Annotated in this window: 15 protein-coding genes and 1 tRNA gene; 9 read left to right on the top strand and 7 right to left on the bottom strand. The window is 64.9% G+C overall.

Going from position 1 to position 15,420, the window contains the following annotated elements; translation table 11 throughout:
* The first annotated feature begins 49 nt into the window (after positions 1 to 49).
* The 3 genes from EJ072_RS14670 (at position 50) to EJ072_RS14680 (ending at position 2,462) form a co-directional block, all read left to right on the top strand.
* Positions 50 to 134 (top strand) — tRNA-Leu (locus EJ072_RS14670).
* A gap of 322 nt (positions 135 to 456) precedes the next feature.
* A complete protein-coding gene (locus EJ072_RS14675) occupies positions 457 to 2,130 on the top strand; it encodes a cyclic nucleotide-binding domain-containing thioredoxin-disulfide reductase (RefSeq protein WP_126080318.1) in 1,674 nt (557 codons plus the stop codon).
* Positions 2,131 to 2,156: 26 nt separating this feature from the next.
* On the top strand, positions 2,157 to 2,462 hold the full coding sequence (locus EJ072_RS14680) for a UBP-type zinc finger domain-containing protein (RefSeq protein WP_126080319.1): 306 nt from the start codon (positions 2,157 to 2,159) through the stop codon (positions 2,460 to 2,462).
* Positions 2,463 to 2,485: 23 nt separating this feature from the next.
* Here the strand turns inward: EJ072_RS14680 and EJ072_RS14685 are convergent, their stop codons facing one another.
* The gene (locus tag EJ072_RS14685) at positions 2,486 to 2,668 is read right to left on the bottom strand and encodes a hypothetical protein (protein WP_126080320.1); all 183 of its coding nucleotides are present in this window, start codon (positions 2,666 to 2,668) and stop codon (positions 2,486 to 2,488) included.
* A gap of 82 nt (positions 2,669 to 2,750) precedes the next feature.
* Here EJ072_RS14685 and EJ072_RS14690 point away from each other — a divergent pair, with 82 nt between their 5' ends.
* Positions 2,751 to 2,939: a DUF1778 domain-containing protein gene (locus EJ072_RS14690; protein ID WP_126080321.1), complete on the top strand. Its 189-nt coding sequence runs from the start codon at positions 2,751 to 2,753 to the stop codon at positions 2,937 to 2,939.
* Positions 2,940 to 3,159: 220 nt separating this feature from the next.
* Here the strand turns inward: EJ072_RS14690 and EJ072_RS14695 are convergent, their stop codons facing one another.
* The 5 genes from EJ072_RS14695 to EJ072_RS14715 all read right to left on the bottom strand — a co-directional run bounded on the left by EJ072_RS14695 (position 3,160) and on the right by EJ072_RS14715 (position 9,260).
* Positions 3,160 to 3,966, bottom strand: coding sequence for an aspartate/glutamate racemase family protein (locus tag EJ072_RS14695; RefSeq protein ID WP_126080322.1), 807 nt, complete (start codon positions 3,964 to 3,966; stop codon positions 3,160 to 3,162).
* A gap of 41 nt (positions 3,967 to 4,007) precedes the next feature.
* Complete coding sequence (locus EJ072_RS14700; protein WP_126080323.1) at positions 4,008 to 5,249, bottom strand: D-amino acid dehydrogenase; 1,242 nt, start codon at positions 5,247 to 5,249, stop codon at positions 4,008 to 4,010.
* A 128-nt stretch (positions 5,250 to 5,377) separates the two neighbouring features.
* Complete coding sequence (locus EJ072_RS14705; protein ID WP_126080324.1) at positions 5,378 to 6,097, bottom strand: GntR family transcriptional regulator; 720 nt, start codon at positions 6,095 to 6,097, stop codon at positions 5,378 to 5,380.
* Between the two features lie 563 nt (positions 6,098 to 6,660).
* Positions 6,661 to 7,830, bottom strand: a complete 1,170-nt coding sequence (locus EJ072_RS14710) for a cystathionine gamma-synthase (RefSeq protein ID WP_126080325.1) — start codon at positions 7,828 to 7,830, stop codon at positions 6,661 to 6,663.
* Positions 7,827 to 9,260: a pyridoxal-phosphate dependent enzyme gene (locus EJ072_RS14715; RefSeq protein WP_126080326.1), complete on the bottom strand. Its 1,434-nt coding sequence runs from the start codon at positions 9,258 to 9,260 to the stop codon at positions 7,827 to 7,829. Before EJ072_RS14715 ends, EJ072_RS14710 begins: the two co-directional genes overlap by 4 nt.
* 465 nt (positions 9,261 to 9,725) lie before the next feature.
* On the opposite strand from EJ072_RS14715, the gene EJ072_RS14720 reads away from it, so the two are divergent.
* Positions 9,726 to 10,013 carry a GIY-YIG nuclease family protein gene (locus EJ072_RS14720; RefSeq protein ID WP_126080327.1) on the top strand — a complete coding sequence of 96 codons (288 nt, stop codon included), beginning with the start codon at positions 9,726 to 9,728 and terminating at the stop codon, positions 10,011 to 10,013.
* A 111-nt stretch (positions 10,014 to 10,124) separates the two neighbouring features.
* Here EJ072_RS14720 and EJ072_RS14725 read toward each other — a convergent pair whose 3' ends face one another.
* A complete protein-coding gene (locus tag EJ072_RS14725) occupies positions 10,125 to 11,465 on the bottom strand; it encodes an FAD/NAD(P)-binding protein (protein ID WP_126080328.1) in 1,341 nt (446 codons plus the stop codon).
* 761 nt (positions 11,466 to 12,226) lie between these two features.
* Here EJ072_RS14725 and tauA point away from each other — a divergent pair.
* The 4 genes from tauA (at position 12,227) to EJ072_RS14745 (ending at position 15,244) form a co-directional block, all read left to right on the top strand.
* The gene (tauA, locus tag EJ072_RS14730) at positions 12,227 to 13,243 is read left to right on the top strand and encodes a taurine ABC transporter substrate-binding protein (protein WP_126080329.1); all 1,017 of its coding nucleotides are present in this window, start codon (positions 12,227 to 12,229) and stop codon (positions 13,241 to 13,243) included.
* Between the two features lie 162 nt (positions 13,244 to 13,405).
* Positions 13,406 to 14,179, top strand: a complete 774-nt coding sequence (locus EJ072_RS14735; RefSeq protein WP_126080330.1) for a taurine ABC transporter ATP-binding protein — start codon at positions 13,406 to 13,408, stop codon at positions 14,177 to 14,179.
* Positions 14,176 to 15,036 (top strand): ABC transporter permease subunit, encoded by an 861-nt coding sequence (locus EJ072_RS14740; RefSeq protein ID WP_126080331.1) that lies wholly within the window; start codon positions 14,176 to 14,178, stop codon positions 15,034 to 15,036. The genes EJ072_RS14735 and EJ072_RS14740 overlap by 4 nt, the downstream gene beginning before the upstream one ends.
* Before the next feature lie 22 nt (positions 15,037 to 15,058).
* Complete coding sequence (locus tag EJ072_RS14745; RefSeq protein WP_126080332.1) at positions 15,059 to 15,244, top strand: hypothetical protein; 186 nt, start codon at positions 15,059 to 15,061, stop codon at positions 15,242 to 15,244.
* Positions 15,245 to 15,420: the final 176 nt, after the last annotated feature.

A 15,420-nucleotide genomic window follows, 5' to 3' on the forward strand; every position in this document is an offset into this window, starting at 1 on the left:
AAAAGCGCGTTGACACATATCGTTTGCCCGCTTACATGAGCGCCCACCAGCCCAGATGGCGGAATTGGTAGACGCGCACGGTTCAGGTCCGTGTTCCGCAAGGAGTGGAGGTTCGAGTCCTCTTCTGGGCACCATCTCATCCCGACTACCAACGGGATCGGCCTTATCCGCCAGCGATCACGACGTTCAAGATTAGCCTTTGACCTCGGAACTTCGTCATCCCAGGGCGGAGCAGGAGCGAAGCTCCGTCGCGGAGACCCTGCGATCCATGCCGTGACGTCGAGGCGCGGCCCTCCAGAATTCTGCTCTGCTGCGTTCTCCGACAAAGGTCACGGCATGGATCCTCGGGTCAAGCCCGAGGATGACGACGCATAGGGTGCCGCCCCAACCTCCCCTTCCGGCCAGTCCTCGAACAAACCGCTTCAAACCCGGCGGCCATGACGCTACGGTCGCGCCATGGCCCCTTCCGTCAGCCCGACCATCGCCGCCCGCCGCGACCAGATGTTCCCGATCCTCTCGGAGGCGGATATCGAGCGCATGCGCCGCTTCGGCGAGGCGCGCGCCTATGCCGCCGGCGAGCATATCGTGACGGCCGGCACGGTTTCGCCAGGCGTGATCCTCATCCTGTCGGGAAAAGTGGACATCACCCAGGCCGGCGGGCTCGGCCAGCCTGAACCGATCGTCACCCATGGCGCGGGCAATTTCATCGGCGAGCTGGCGCAGCTGTCGAACCGGCCGTCGCTGGTCAATGCCGAGGCGGTCGAGCCGGTCGAGGCGATCGTCATCCCCTCGCAGCGGCTGCGCGACCTGATGGTGCAGGAGGCCAATCTCGGCGAGCGCGTCATGCGGGCGCTGATCCTGCGCCGAGTCGGGCTGCTCGAAAGCGGCGCCAGCGGGCCCGTCGTCATCGGCCCACCGGGCAATGGCGACGTGCTGCGGCTGCAAGGGTTCCTGCGGCGCAGCGGGTTGCCGCACCGGGCGCTCGATTCCGACACCGACCCTTGCGCGAAAACGCTGATCGAGCGGTTCCATGTCGATCCGCACCATCTGCCGATCGTGCTCTGCCCGAACGGCAAGCTGATGCACAATCCGGGCGAGAACGAGCTTGCCCGCTGCGTCGGCCTGCTGCGGCCGATCGATGCCGACAAGGTCTATGACGTGGCGATCGTCGGCGCCGGGCCGGCAGGGCTGGCGGCGGCGGTCTATGCGGCCTCGGAAGGGCTGTCGACCATCGTGCTCGACTGCCGCGCTTTCGGCGGGCAGGCCGGCGCCTCGGCGCGAATCGAGAACTATCTCGGCTTCCCGACCGGCATCACCGGCATGGCGCTGATGGCGCGCGCCTACAACCAGGCGCAGAAATTCGGTGTGGAGATGGTGATCCCAGACGAGGCGAAGCTGCTCGACGACGCCGGCGACGGCGCCCGCTACAGGCTTGCCATCGGCGATGGCGAGAGCGTTCGCTCACGCGCGGTGGTGATCGCCAGCGGCGCGCGTTACCGCCGCCTCGACATCGCCAACCTGGCGCAGTTCGAGGGCACCTCGGTGCATTACTGGGCCTCGCCGATCGAGGCCAGGCTTTGCCAGAGCCAGGAGGTGGCGCTGGTCGGCGCCGGCAATTCGGCCGGACAGGCGGCGGTCTATCTGGCGAGCCAGGTGCGCAAGGTGACGCTCCTGGCGCGCCGCGACAGCCTCGACGCCACCATGTCGCGCTATCTGGTCGAGCGCATCAAGGCGCAGCCCAACATCGAGGTGCTGACGCAGACCGAAGTGACGGCGCTTGAGGGCACCGAGGGTAATCTCGAGCGGCTGCGCTGGCGCAACCGGGTGACCGGCGAGGAGACGGAGCGCGCCATCCACCACCTCTTCCTGTTCATCGGCGCCGACCCTAACACCGACTGGCTGGCCAACTGCAACGTGGCGCTGGATGCCAAGGGTTTCGTGCGGACCGGACCGGACACGACGCCAGGGCACGGGCTGATGGAAACCAGCCGCAGCGGCGTCTTCGCCATTGGCGACGTGCGCTGCGGCTCGACCAAGCGCGTCGCAGCCGCCGTCGGCGAAGGCGCGCAGGTGGTCGCGGCCTTGCATGCCTATCTGGCGCGGAACGGCGGCGGCGCCGTGAACGAATAGACCAGCGAACCGGCGAGGAACCCGCGATGGACGAATGCAGGCATACCAGGGACATCAAAAAGGTCACGCCGAGCGCGCTGGGTTGCGAGGAATGCCTGAAGAGCGGCTCCTGGTGGGTGCATCTCAGGCTCTGCCGGACCTGCGGCCATGTCGGCTGCTGCGACGACTCGCCCAACCGCCACGCGACGAAACATTTCCGTGCCACGCAGCATCCGATCATCGAGGGCTACGACCCGCCGGAAGGCTGGGCCTGGTGCTTCGTCGACGAGGTTTTCGTCGACCTCGAGGGCGATACGACGCCCCAGAACGGGCCGATTCCGAAGTTTGTTTGAGTCCAGCCGTTCCGGGCCGCGCTTTACCGCACCGAGCCCGTCACAGTCGGGTCGATGGCGTCGGGCACGGATTTGCGCTCGTTGCCGGCAAAAATGCCGATGAGCAGCAGGCTAAGCACAACCGGCACAAACAGGATGGCGATGCGGGCCTGCACGTAGAAGATGGCACGCCATTCGTTTCGCTTTTCGGGGCTGTCGTTCATCATGCTCGCTCTGTCTGCGCCACCCAGGGCGGGACATAGAGACGAAGCGTTAAACATCTCCTTCCGATTCCGTTAACGGGCGACGATGTGCTATGTTGAAGTCATGAAGAACGACCGCACAGACGCGCCTCCGTTTGGTGAGACACTCGAGAACCGCATCAAGGTTCCGCCGAAGGTCTATGCGGAGTTCCTGGCGCTTCTCGATGCGCCGGCCAAATCCAATGAGAAGCTATCCAGGCTCATGAACGCCCCACAGCCATGGGAGAGCAAGTGACCCTCTCCGTCTCGGCGCTGCGCGCCGATCCACCTCTCCCCCACCTTGTGGGGGCGAGGAAATGCCAATCCCCCAAAGCCACGGCCTTCGCAAGCCTGGGTTCCTCGCCCCGCCAGAGGCGGGGAGAGGTGGCTCGGCGAAGCCGAGACGGAGAGGGAGCGCCCTATGCGATTGGATGCCGGATGCGCTTTCCTATCGCCTGAAAAGTTCGCCGCGCTGATCAGCGTGCAGGCAGCGCGAACAACCTTCCACCCGCCGGCACCACGTCGTCGATGCCGGCGAGGCGCAGGCAGTGCCAGGCCATGGCGTGGTTGGAGGAGGTGACGGGAATGCCGATGCGCCGCTCCAGATCGGCGACCGCCTCGGCGACGCGCAGGCTGGTGCAGGAGATGAAGATCGCATCGACGCCGGGCACTTCAGCCATGCGTTCGGCGGCAGCCTCGATGGAAGCCAGCGCGATGCGGGCGGCCCCGCGGTCGTCTCGGCGGTCGAAGGTCGCGACGGCCGCGATGTCGAGGCCGCGACCGGTGAAATAGCGGACAAGGCCCTGGTTGATCTCGGGCGCGTAAGGGGTGAGCAGGCCGATGCCCTTCGCGCCCAGCGCCTTGAAGGCGGCCAGCGCGCCGGTGACCGGCGTGGTGCAGGCGACGCCCGGCCGCGCCTTGCGGATTTCGGCGAAGACGGCTTCCTCGCCAAGCGTCATGGTGGCCGAAGTGCAGCCGAAGCCGACGACGTCGAGCGGGATGCTGGGCAGGATGAGATCGACGGTGGGGGCGATGCGCGGGCCGATGGCGCGCAATGTGTCAGGCGTGATGTCGTTGTCGTTGAAGAGGCGCGCCTCGTAGAAGGCGACGCCCGGAATCCGGACCAGCGCGCGGAACTCGTGCTCCAGCGTCTGATCGGTGGCAAGGATCGCCAGGCCGATCGCCGCGCGCGAGGCGAGGCCGCCGTCGATCTCGGATGGAAGGACGCCAAGGTCCACCGGTCCAGAAGATTGCGGGCGGGTAGCGGCCGCGCTGACAGACATGGCATTCCCTTTCCTGGCGGATCCCGTCGGGGATCATGCGTTCAGTTCAAAAGTCCATCCATCGAAATGGCCGGCTTGCGGCCGGCGATCAGGTCGGCGGTGATGCGGGCCGAGCCGTGCGACATGGTCCAGCCGATATGGCCGTGCCCGGTGTTGAGGTAGAGGTTGCGTAGGCGCCGCCGGCCGAATTCGGGCAGGTTGTTCGGCGTCATCGGCCTGAGGCCCGCCCACATCTCGGCGCGGTCGTAATCGGCGCCTTCCGGATAAAGCTCCTCGGTCACGCCCTTCATGAAGGTGAAATCGGCCGGCTTGTGGCTGGTGTCGTAGCCGGCGAATTCGGCGGTGGCGGTGACGCGCAGCCGGTCGCCGAAGCGCGAGACGGCGACCAGATTGTGCTCGTCGATCGCGGCGATGGTCGGCGGCGCCGGGCGGTTGCCGATCGGGATGGTCAGCGAATAGCCCTTGACCGGATAGATCGGCAGGCTGAGCCCGATCGTCCTGGCGATCAGCGGGCTGTAGGAGCCGAGCGCCAACACATAGGCGTCGCCCTTGACCGCGCCCTTGTCCGTCATCACCTGCGCGACGCCGTCGCCCGACGTCTCGATGCCGGTGATGGTGGTGCCGGTGCGAATCTCGCCGCCGCGCTCGACCACCTTGGCGGCGAGCGCGCGGGTGAATTTCGCCGGGTCGCCGGTCTCGTCGGTCGGGCAATGGATGCCGCCGGCGATCTTTTCACTGGCCGAGGCCAGCGACGGATCGAGCGCGACAATGGCGTCGCGGTCGAGCACCTTGATCAGCTGGCCGTCGGATTCCAGCAGCCGCATATGCTCGACGCCTTTGTCGAGCGCCTGCTGGCTGCGATAGAAATAGAGGATGCCGCGATCGTTGCGGTCGTAGTCGATCGCCTCGTCGGCGACCACTTCTTGCAGCACCGATTGCGAATAGACGGCGAGCCGGTGCTTGAGCAGCGTGTTGCGCCTGGCCTTCTCGGCCGTGCATTCCATCAGGAACAGCCACGACCAGCTGTAGAGCCTCGGATCGGCCGAAAGCCTGAAGCGCAGCGCCTGATCCTTCAGCACCAGCGATTTCAGCAGGATCATCGGCGCCCTGGGCGAGGACCAGACGAAGGAATGCCCCGGCGCGATCATGCCGGCATTGCCCCAGCTTGTCTCGGCCGCGACCTGTTGCTGGCGCTCGAGGATGACGACCTCGTGCCCGTCCTTCTGCAGCTGGTAAGCGGTGGTGACGCCGACCACGCCGCCACCCAACACGATCACGCGCATCACGCCTCCGGAGATCGCAAAGTGAGTACACTTTAGAATCTATCGCGAGATCCGCAAGGGGCAGCCTGCAAATGGCCGTCTTTTTGAGATGCCGGCGGATCGTGGCGTTGAGGTTTTCGGCGAAAGCTCTACGCCGTCTCCGGGAAAAGCCGCGCCAAGCCGCGCGCGGCCACTTCGATGGCGTGCTCAGAGCTCAGCGTGATGTGTTTTTCGAGCAGGCTCGCTCCGCCCGCGGCGTCGCGGCGGCGCAGGGCGCGAATGATCGCGTCATGCTCCCGATAGGTGCGGTCGCGACGCGACGAAGACTCCAGGTCGATGCATCTGAAGAAGCGGATACGCGAGCAGAGACCCTCAAGCGCGCTTATCATCTGCGCATTCTTCGACAATCGCGTCAGGCCCATGTGGAAGCTCTCGTCGGCGACGGCAATCTTCGCCCATGAGCCCTCGTCTTCCGGGTTGCTGTGTCTTGTCCAGGTCCCGGCTGCCGCCTCGATCTCGGCATCGCTCGCCCGCTCGCAGGCAAGCACGAAGGCGGCACGCTCGATCGCCGCGCGAAGCTCGTAGAGATCGCGCACCGCCTCCGGCGTCAGCTCGCGGGCGAAAAAGCCCTTGTTCGGCACGGAGGTGACAAAACCATCGCGCTCCAGCCGATTGAGCGCGGCGCGCACCGGCGTGCGGCTGACCGCCAGCTCGGCGGCGAGCTCGACCTCGTTGATCCGCTCGCCCGGCCGGAAACGATAGTCGATCGCGAAGTCCTTGATCCGGGCATAGACACGCTCGACGCTGTCGGCCGCGCGGACGGCACGCGTAGCCGCCGATTTTTCGCCACTGCCGCGTCCTTGTGTCATCAGGTCCTATCCCGGCGCCGCCGGCCAATCGGCGGGCGCTTCTATGATACGTTCTGAAATCGCAAAGTGCACTCAGTTGCGCTGCGTTTCACCGTCTCATGGAAACGGCGAAGCGCTCTTTGTTTGTCGCAATTCCCGGGCGGAAGGCTACGGCGAAGGCGGCTCACACTTTTTCCTGGAATTGCTCTAGTTCCTCAACACAAGTTTTGACCTGGTTAGAGCGCGATGGCAGATCCCCGGCCTTGGCGACTGACTGGACATCTATCGCGATCGTCATCCACGGGCGGAGCAAGGAGCGAAGCGACGCGCGCAGACCCGAGGATCCATGCCATGACTTGGAAGCGCCGCGGCGATCCAGAAATTCTGCACCGTTGCACACTTCGGTCCAGGTAACGGAATGGATTCTAGGGTCTGCGCGCGTCGCTTCGCTCCTTGCTCCGCCCTAGAATGACGAGGTTTAGAAGCCTCCAGCTCATCGCCAGCGTTTGCGCTGACTATCCCAACGGACGTTGATAGCCTTGCCCGTGAAACCTGCAATCTTTCAAAATCACCGTGTTGAGGAACTAGTGCGCCAGCGCCTGCTCCAGATCGGCGACCAGATCATCGCCGTCCTCGATGCCGCAGGAGAGCCGCACCAGCGAATCGGTAATCCCGATGGCGCCGCGTTTCTCCGCCGGGATCGAGCCATGCGTCATCAGCGCCGGGTGCTCGATCAGGCTTTCGACGCCGCCCAGGCTTTCGGCCAGCGTGAAAAGCTGGGTGCGTTCGAGGAAGCGTTTCGTTCCCGCCAGGTCGCGGTCGAGGTCGACCGAGATCATACCGCCGAAGGCGTGCATCTGCTGGACGGCGATGGAATGCTGCGGGTGGCTGGCGAGGCCTGGATAGATGACCCGGCGGACATTTTTTCGCGTTTCCAGCCATTGCGCTATTTTCAGGCCATTGGCCGAGTGGCGCTCCATCCTCAGCGCCAAAGTCTTGATGCCGCGCAGGGCCAAAAAACTGTCGAAGGGGCCGGAGATGGCGCCGATGGCGTTCTGCAGGAATTTCAGCTGGTCGGCGAGTTCCTTGTTGTCGCCGACGACCGCCACGCCGCCGACCATGTCGGAATGGCCGTTCAAATATTTCGTCGTTGAATGCACGACGATGTCGATGCCGAGCTCCAGCGGGCGCTGGATATAGGGGCTGCAAAAAGTATTGTCGGCAACGGTAAGCAGACCCTTACGCTTTGCAAGCGCCGCGAGAGCTTCGAGGTCGACGATGCGCAGCAGCGGGTTGGTCGGCGTCTCGACCCAGAGCAGCTTCGTGTCCGGCCGGATCGCGGCTTCGACCGCGGCCAGGTCGGTGAAATCGGCGAAGCTGACCTGCAAGCCCGCGGAACGTTTGCGCACCCGCTCCATCAGCCGGAACGAGCCGCCATAGATGTCGTCGGTGGCGACGATATGGGCGCCGGAATCGAGCAGCTCCAGCACCGTCGAGATCGCCGCTAGGCCGGAGGCGAAGGCGAAGGCTTTCGTGCCGCTTTCAAGGTCGGCGACCGCGCGCTCGAAGGCGAAGCGCGTCGGATTCTGGCTGCGGGCATACTCAAAGCCCTTGTGCACGCCGGGCGATTGCTGGCCGTAGGTGGAGGTGGCGTAGATCGGCACCATCACCGCGCCGGTCGTCGGGTCGTGGCTCTGGCCGCCATGGATGGTGCGGGTGGAAAAGGCCAGGCGGTTCTTGCCGTTTGAAGTCATTTTGCGCGGCGCCTCAGATGGTTGATCAGGTCGATACGGGTTATCAGGCCGATGAACTCCTCGCCATCGAAGACGATGGCGACCTCGTTGCGGTCGAAGACAGGCAGCAGCGCGTCCAGCGTCTGGTTGGCCTGCAGCGTGTGCAGGTTCGACGTCATGGCGGAGCGCACCGGGCCGTTGAAGCGATCCCAGCGGCCGTCATAGGGGCCGTCGACCTTGGCCAGGATATCGCTTTCGTCGACGATGCCGACCAGCCTGCCCTCATCCAGCACCGGCAGTTGCGAGACATCGGAACGGCGCATGCGGCCATAGGCGTTGAGCAGGCTTTCCTCCGGGCCGACCCAGACGGTGTCGCCTGTGCGGTGCGAGCGCATGACGAGGTCGCGCAAGTCGCCATGCTGCTCCTGCTCGGCAAGGCCCTGCTCTGCCAGCCAGAAATCGTCGAAGACTTTCGACAGGTACTTGTTGCCGCTGTCGCAGACGAAGGTCACGACGCGCTTGGGCACCGTCTGCTCGCGGCAATAGCGAAGTGCGGCCGACAACAGCGTGCCCGAGGACGAACCAGCGAGGATGCCTTCCTTGGACAAGAGATCGCGCACCGCCAGCATGCTCTGCTTGTCGGGGATGGAATAGGCCTTTTTCACCAGCGAGAGATCGGCATTGGGCGGCACGAAATCCTCGCCGATGCCCTCGACCGTCCAGCTGCCCGCCTCCTCCATCTTGCCGGTCTTGATCAGCGGCGCCAGCACGGAGCCGACCGGATCTGCGAGCACCATCTCGGTCTTCGGTGAATGTTTCGCGAAAAAGCGGCCAAGGCCAGTGAGCGTGCCGCCGGAGCCGACACCGACCACCACCGCGTCGACATCGCCGTCGAGCTGCCAAAAGATTTCCGGGCCGGTCGTCGTCTCATGCGCCAGCGGATTGGCCGGGTTGGCGAACTGGTTGGCATAGAACGCGCCGGGCAGCTCGGAAGCGATCTTCTCGGCCATGTCCTGGTAATATTCGGGGTGGCCCTTGCCGACATCGGAGCGCGTCATGCGCACCTCGGCGCCGAGCGCGCGCAGATGCTGGATCTTCTCGCGCGACATCTTGTCGGGCACGACCAGGATGATGCGGTAGCCTTTCGGAATGCCGACCTGGGCAAGGCCGAGGCCGGTGTTGCCGGCAGTGGCCTCGACGATCGTGCCGCCGCGCCTCAACTTGCCCGCCTTCTCGGCGGCGGCGATCATCGACAGCGCGATGCGGTCCTTGATCGAGCCGCCGGGATTCTGGCTTTCGAGCTTGATGAACAGCCGGCATTTGCCGGTGTCGAATTTGGTCAGCTCGACGATCGGCGTCTGGCCGATCAGGTCGAGCACCGAAGCGTAAGGCGGGCGAAGCCTCGACAGGTTTGTGTCCGCGCCGCCGGGCGCTTTTGTCTGCTCGCTCATCTTGAGTGCTCCATCGAAGCAGTTCGAGGCGGATGTCGGCAATCTCGCGCATCAAGCCGCCGGAATCCATTCCGGCTTGGCGGATCGCGCGCCCTGTCTTTTCCAGCCCTTTTCATCCGGAAAGAAGATAGATCGTGCCAATCCGGCGGCGAGTCGGGGAATGGAATTTCACGGAGGGCGCTTTGGAGAAGGTTGATTGGAAATCGATCATCAGCGTCGAGTTTTTTCACACCCCTCTGGCCCATTGGGCATCTTCCTTGTGGGCATAGCCGCGCGAGTCTCTGGGATGTCGTCAAGGCGATAGAGAGGTTTCTTGGTGTGACGGGCAACCTATCCTTCGTCATTCTAGGGCGGAGCAAGGAGCGAAGCGACGCGCGCAGACCCTAGAATCCATGCCGTGACCTCGGCCGCAGAATGCAGCGGTCCAGAATAGCCGCCGATAACTGCACCAACTAAGATCACCAGATGACCGGCTACGTCTACATGACCGCGAGCCAGAAAGGCGGCACGATCTATATCGGTGTCACCAATGACCTTGCTCGTCGCATGCCCGAGCACAAGACTGGCCAAGGCTCCAGCTTCACCAGCCGCTACGGCGTGCAGCGTCTGGTCTGGTACGAGGAATACTTCGACATCGCCGATGCAGTTCAGCGTGAGACGTCATTGAAGCGCTGGCCACGGCAGTGGAAGATTGATTTGATCGAGACGACTAATCCCGAGTGGTTCGAGCTCTTTCGCGGAATTGGCTGGTGAACGTTCTGCGCCGTGGAGGCTCTCAATCGTCACGGCATGGATTCTAGGGTCTGCGCGCGTCGCTTCGCTCCTTGCTCCGCCCTAGAATGACGACCGATTGCAGCGAGCGCCTCACCCCAGCAGCTGCTTGCTCAGCTTCGCGCACTGCACGCGGATGTCGGGAATGGCGTCGATCTCGAAGAAGGTGCCGCGCGTCAGCGGGCCGACGGCGAGCAGCTTCGACGACACCGTGCCGTCGGCCGCGATCAGCTCGCATTTCGCGGTGACGTCGAGCCCGAGGCGCAGCGGATCCGGCCGCGCCACGCCACGCTCGATCAGCGCGCGCACGAGGCCGTTAGAGGTCCTCGAAATGTCGCGGGCGATGCCCATGCAATCATAAAGGCGGGCGACCTGCAGGGTCTCGATATCCTGCGTGCCGCGCGGCTGGATTTTTACGGTGAAGCCGCCGTTCGCCTCGACATTCACGATCCTGCCGGCGACGAGGCGGATGCGGCCCGAACTGACCGCCTCGGTGACGCGCTGGTAGACTTCCGGCGCCATGCGGTGGCGGTGGATGTCCCACCAGGCCTTGGTGTGCTCGACGAAGCGGCGCTTGGCGGAGGACGGCCAGTTCTGCCAGATCGTCTGGTTGAAGGGCCGCAACCCATCGACCACGTCGCGCCAGTCGCCGCCGGCCTTCTGGGTCTCGCGGATCAGGTTGCGGAACCAGCCGACGAAATAGGAAAGCTCCGTGCCGAGTGGGATGTCGGCGATGTCGAGCTTGATCGGGTTGCCCTTGCGATGCGGCGACGGCAGCAGGCCGCGCCGCGATACCGCGACGATCGGGCCGCGATGGCCGCGCTGTTCCAGCGACAGGAAGGCGTCGACCATGCTGAGGCCCGTGCCGAGCAGCAGGACACCGGCTTGCGGATCGAGCGCGGTGTCGGCCTCCGTGCCCATGCGGATGGCGTGGCCCTGGAAGGCGCCGGGCTGCTCGTCATGGCCGGTGGCAAGCACGGCCAGATGGCCAACGACGCTGGTGCCGTTGGCGAGCACCACCTCGACACCAGCCGACGTCGGCGAGATCGACAGGCTCTCCTCGGCAATCAGCCGCAACCGGCCGGTCTCGCGCTCACGTTCCACCAGATCGTCGAGCAGCTCCCTCAGGTAACGGGCATAGAGACTGCGCGGCGCATAGAATGGCCCCTGGTCGGGTTTGGCGAAGCCGCGCTCAAGCACCCAGCGCGCGAAATGGGTGGGGTCGTCGGCATAGGCGCTCATCCCGGAGGCTTTGACGTTGAGCACATGCGCCGACAGCAAAGTGGAATAGGCCATGCCCTGGCCGAAATGCGGACGCTTCTCGATCAGCGTGACGCGCAGATCAGAGTTTGACGACATCAGCAAATGCGCGGCCAGCACCACGCCGCTGGCGCCGCCGCCGACAATGATGATGGAGTTGCCGCGTCCAACCATGGTTGCGAGCCGAAACGGGGCGATCAGCGCGCGGCGAGCGCCGCGGGCGGCCTCGGCCGCAGGCCACGAACGATCGCCGGAACGGTTTTCAGAAGGTTGCGCATCGTTCTCTCACTCCCAATGTTGATAAGATTACTATACTAAGAGGGCTGGGCACGAAATGATGGTTCCAATTCGCCGGCGATTTGAAGCATGGATTTGCTGAAATCCGGTGACAGGAGGATTTTCGTTCAGACTGCCGCGATTGTGGAAGGGCGCCGCATCCGCTGTCGTCATTCTAGCCCGGAGAGTCCGCTTTGGTATCTTTGAAAGGGAGCGCCAACCCAACGACTTCGTCATTCTAGGGCGGAGCGACGCGAAGCGGCGCGTAGACCCTAGCCGTTACCTTCGCGAGAGGTGCAACGGTAGAGAATAGAACCCTTATCTACCCCCGCCGAAAGATAGGTCTGCACCGCAGCATCTCTTCTATTTCACGGCATGGATTCTAGGGTCTGCGCGCGTCGCTTCGCTCCTTGCTCCGCCCTAGAATGACGACTGGAAGGAGGGCTTTGCTAACCACCCGGGGGCACCGAAGAGCGCGGCTGGCGCCGCGTCCACCCGCACCAACCCCGCGACCGTTCCTTTGCGCCCGTTCCGCCGTTACCCGGCGACACTTTTCCAACAAAGCGCCCTTCGTTGGAAGGATTTAACTCTACAAACCTGATAGAATTAACGGACGATAGAAAGGCAATCCAGTTTTCAGGGGTTTATGGAGCCTTTCAATGTCAATCCTTTCACGACGCGATCTGTTGCTTTCGTCGGCCGCCGCTCTTGCCGGCGCCGCCCTGCTCGGCCCTGCCAGCGCCGAGGATCTCAAGATCACCATCGGCTACCAGACGGTGGTCGAGCCTTCGAAAGTGCCGCAGGCGGACGGCGCCTATGAAAAGGCGACCAAGGCGGCGATCGACTGGCGCAAGTTCGATTCCGGCGCCGACGTCATCGCCGCGATCGCCTCCGGCTCGGTCGATATCGGCTATGTCGGCTCTAGCCCGCTGGCCGCGGCCGCCAGCCGCGAGCTACCGATCCAGACCATCTTCGTCGTCGGGCTGATCGGTCCGTCGGAGGCGCTGGTCGCCCGCAACGGCTCCGGCATCGAGAAGGTCGCGGATCTGGCCGGCAAGAAGGTCGCCGTGCCGTTCGTCTCGACCACGCATTACAGCCTGCTCGCGGCGCTGAAGCATGAGAATGTCGATCCGAAGTCGGTGCAGATCCTCAATCTGAGGCCGCCGGAGATCGCCGCCGCCTTCGCGCGCGGCGACATCGACGCGGCCTATGTCTGGGACCCGGCGCTCGGCCAGGTGAAGACGTCCGGCAAGGTGGTGCTGGACTCTTCGCAGGTAGCCGCCTGGGGCGCGCCGACCTTCGACGCCTGGATCGTGCGCACCGATTTCGCCGAAAAGCACCCCGAAGCCGTGCGCGACTTCGTCAAGGTGACCGGCGAAGCCTATGCCAAGTTCCTCGCCAAGCCGGAGGCCTGGTCGGTGTCATCGCCGGAAGCCGGCAAGATCGCCAAGCTCACCGGCGCCAAGCTGGAAGAGGTGCCGGAGCTGCTCAAGGGCTATGTCTTCCCGTCGCTTGAAGAACAGGCTTCGGACAAGTTCCTCGGCGGCGCAACCGTCAAGGCCGTCGCGGCGGCGTCCGCCTTCCTCAAGGAGCAGGGCAAGGTCGACGCCGTGCTGCCCGACTATTCGAAATATGTGACGGCGAAATATGCCAGCGAGGCGCTCGCCTCGAACTGAGCCTTCTCCATGCGATTCCCGGAAGGATGACCGCCTTTCCGGGGATTGTTCGGAAGCGCGGCCTCCTTCCCTGGCCTTGCGCTTGCCTGTCCCGAAGCCGCTTACGAGGCGCGGCTTTGGGGCAGGCCCCAGGATCCAACACCTGATCCAGCAGAGGCCCGCATGACGCATCTCACCCTCGACAAGATCAGCGTCCATTATGACGGCCAACTGGTGCCGGCGGTCGAGCGGGTTTCGCTCGACATTGCGAAGGGCGATTTCGTCGTGCTGGTCGGCCGTTCCGGCTGCGGCAAGACTTCGCTGCTCAACGTCGCCGCCGGCCTGGTCGAGCCCGCGGGCGGCCTGGCCACGGTGGACGGCCGGCCGATCACCGGGCCCGGCTCCGATCGTGCCGTGGTGTTCCAGAACGATGCGCTGTTCCCCTGGCTGACGGCGCGGGAAAATGTGGCCTTCGCGCTTAGGCTGCGCGGCGTCCCGGCCGATAGCAGAGCACGCCGCGCCGACGAATTGCTGTCGCTGGTCAAGCTCGCCGACGCCGGCGACAAGCGGATCTGGGAGCTTTCCGGCGGCATGCGCCAGCGCGTCGGCCTTGCCCGAGCCTTGGCCGCAGAACCCGAATTCCTTCTGCTCGACGAACCGCTCGGCGCGCTCGACGCGCTGACGCGTGAGCGCATGCAGACGACGCTGCTCGACCTGTGGGCAGCGGCCCAAGTCGGCGTGCTGATGGTGACGCACGGCATCGAGGAGGCGCTGGTGCTGGCGACCCGCATCGTCGTGTTGGCGCCCGGTCCAGGGCACGTGGTGCGGACTTTCGAAACGAATTTCGGCCGCCGCTACGCCGCCGGCGAGCCGATCCGCGCGATCAAGGCCGATCCCGGCTTCGCCGCGGCCCGCGCGGATCTGACCGACTCGATCTTCGAAGGAGAGGCGGCATGAGCGTGAGCACTTACAGCGAAAGGCCCGCCGCGAAGGCCGGCGAGACCGACGGGCTTTCCGTGCCATGGTCGCGGCCGCGACCGAAAAGGACGGTCGTATCGGCCAGGCTGGTCAGCGCGATCACCATCCTCGTGCTGCTCGCTGCCTGGACGGCGGCGTCCTCGCTGCAGCTGGTGTCGCCGGTTTTCCTGCCCTCGCCCGCCGCGGTCTGGGCAAAGTTCGTCATCGTTGTCCGCGACGGTTTCGTCGATGCCACATTGCTCCAGCACATCCTCGCGTCGCTCTGGCGTGTGTTTGCGGCGCTGATCGCGGCCATCCTCGTCGGCGTGCCGGTCGGCCTCGCCATCGGCATCAGCCGGATCGGGCGCGGCGTGTTCGACCCGCTGCTCGAATTCCTGCGTCCGATTCCGCCGCTCGCCTATCTGCCGCTGATCATCATCTGGTTCGGCATCGGCGAGCCGTCGAAGATCCTGGTGATCGCCATCGCCATGCTGGCGCCGGTGGCGCTGTCGACCGCCGCCGGCGTGCGCGGCGTTTCGCGCGAGCGCGTCGACGCGGCGCGGTCGCTCGGCGCCACGCGCGCCCAGGTCATCCGCCACGTGATCCTGCCCAGCGCCCTGCCTTCAATCCTCACCGGCCTGCGCATCGCGCTCGGCGCCGGTTGGTCGACGCTGGTCGCAGCCGAGCTGGTCGCGGCGACGCGGGGGCTCGGCTTCATGATCCAGTCGGCGGCGCAATTCCTGGTCACCGACGTGGTGGTGATGGGCATACTGGTGATCGCGATCATCGCTTTTGCGCTCGAATTCGTCATCCGCCGGATCGAGCGGGTGCTGGTGCCCTGGGCGGGACGGGAATGAGCTCAAGCGAAGGAGAAGGACGATGACCCATTCCACCGCAGTGCTGTTTGCGCATGTCGGCACATGGCTGTTGCGTCTGCCGCCGAGCGACAAACAGCAGGCAGACGAACCGAATTCGCCGACGCCGGTGCTGCTTGCCGGCGACCGCGATCGCCTGCCGCCGCGCGACGAGAGCTTCTACTGGGCCTGGCAGTACTGGTCGCAATGATCGGGAAGTGGGGGACGCCAGCGCTGGCGACTTCGTCATCCTAATGTCTGCGCCGCGTCGATTGGTTGAAGCCGCCCTCCCAACCTCGTCATTCTATGGCGGAGCAAGGAGCGAAGCGACGCGGCGCAGACCATAGAATCCATGCCGTGACTTGGAAGCGCCGCCACGGTGCAGAA

The organism is Mesorhizobium sp. M2A.F.Ca.ET.046.03.2.1 (genome assembly GCF_003952425.1).
In the GTDB taxonomy this organism is placed as follows: Bacteria; Pseudomonadota; Alphaproteobacteria; order Rhizobiales; family Rhizobiaceae; genus Mesorhizobium.

Excerpts from the sequence above, each read along its gene's own strand:
- EJ072_RS14675 (WP_126080318.1), top strand. The coding sequence starts at position 457 with ATGGCCCCTTCCGTCAGCCCGACCATCGCCGCCCGCCGCGACCAGATG.
- EJ072_RS14680 (WP_126080319.1), top strand. The coding sequence starts at position 2,157 with ATGGACGAATGCAGGCATACCAGGGACATCAAAAAGGTCACGCCGAGC.
- EJ072_RS14685 (WP_126080320.1), bottom strand. The coding sequence starts at position 2,668 with ATGATGAACGACAGCCCCGAAAAGCGAAACGAATGGCGTGCCATCTTC.
- EJ072_RS14690 (WP_126080321.1), top strand. The coding sequence starts at position 2,751 with ATGTGCTATGTTGAAGTCATGAAGAACGACCGCACAGACGCGCCTCCG.
- EJ072_RS14695 (WP_126080322.1), bottom strand. The coding sequence starts at position 3,966 with ATGTCTGTCAGCGCGGCCGCTACCCGCCCGCAATCTTCTGGACCGGTG.
- EJ072_RS14700 (WP_126080323.1), bottom strand. The coding sequence starts at position 5,249 with ATGCGCGTGATCGTGTTGGGTGGCGGCGTGGTCGGCGTCACCACCGCT.
- EJ072_RS14705 (WP_126080324.1), bottom strand. The coding sequence starts at position 6,097 with ATGACACAAGGACGCGGCAGTGGCGAAAAATCGGCGGCTACGCGTGCC.
- EJ072_RS14710 (WP_126080325.1), bottom strand. The coding sequence starts at position 7,830 with ATGACTTCAAACGGCAAGAACCGCCTGGCCTTTTCCACCCGCACCATC.
- EJ072_RS14715 (WP_126080326.1), bottom strand. The coding sequence starts at position 9,260 with ATGAGCGAGCAGACAAAAGCGCCCGGCGGCGCGGACACAAACCTGTCG.
- EJ072_RS14720 (WP_126080327.1), top strand. The coding sequence starts at position 9,726 with ATGACCGGCTACGTCTACATGACCGCGAGCCAGAAAGGCGGCACGATC.
- EJ072_RS14725 (WP_126080328.1), bottom strand. The coding sequence starts at position 11,465 with ATGGTTGGACGCGGCAACTCCATCATCATTGTCGGCGGCGGCGCCAGC.
- tauA (WP_126080329.1), top strand. The coding sequence starts at position 12,227 with ATGTCAATCCTTTCACGACGCGATCTGTTGCTTTCGTCGGCCGCCGCT.
- EJ072_RS14735 (WP_126080330.1), top strand. The coding sequence starts at position 13,406 with ATGACGCATCTCACCCTCGACAAGATCAGCGTCCATTATGACGGCCAA.
- EJ072_RS14740 (WP_126080331.1), top strand. The coding sequence starts at position 14,176 with ATGAGCGTGAGCACTTACAGCGAAAGGCCCGCCGCGAAGGCCGGCGAG.
- EJ072_RS14745 (WP_126080332.1), top strand. The coding sequence starts at position 15,059 with ATGACCCATTCCACCGCAGTGCTGTTTGCGCATGTCGGCACATGGCTG.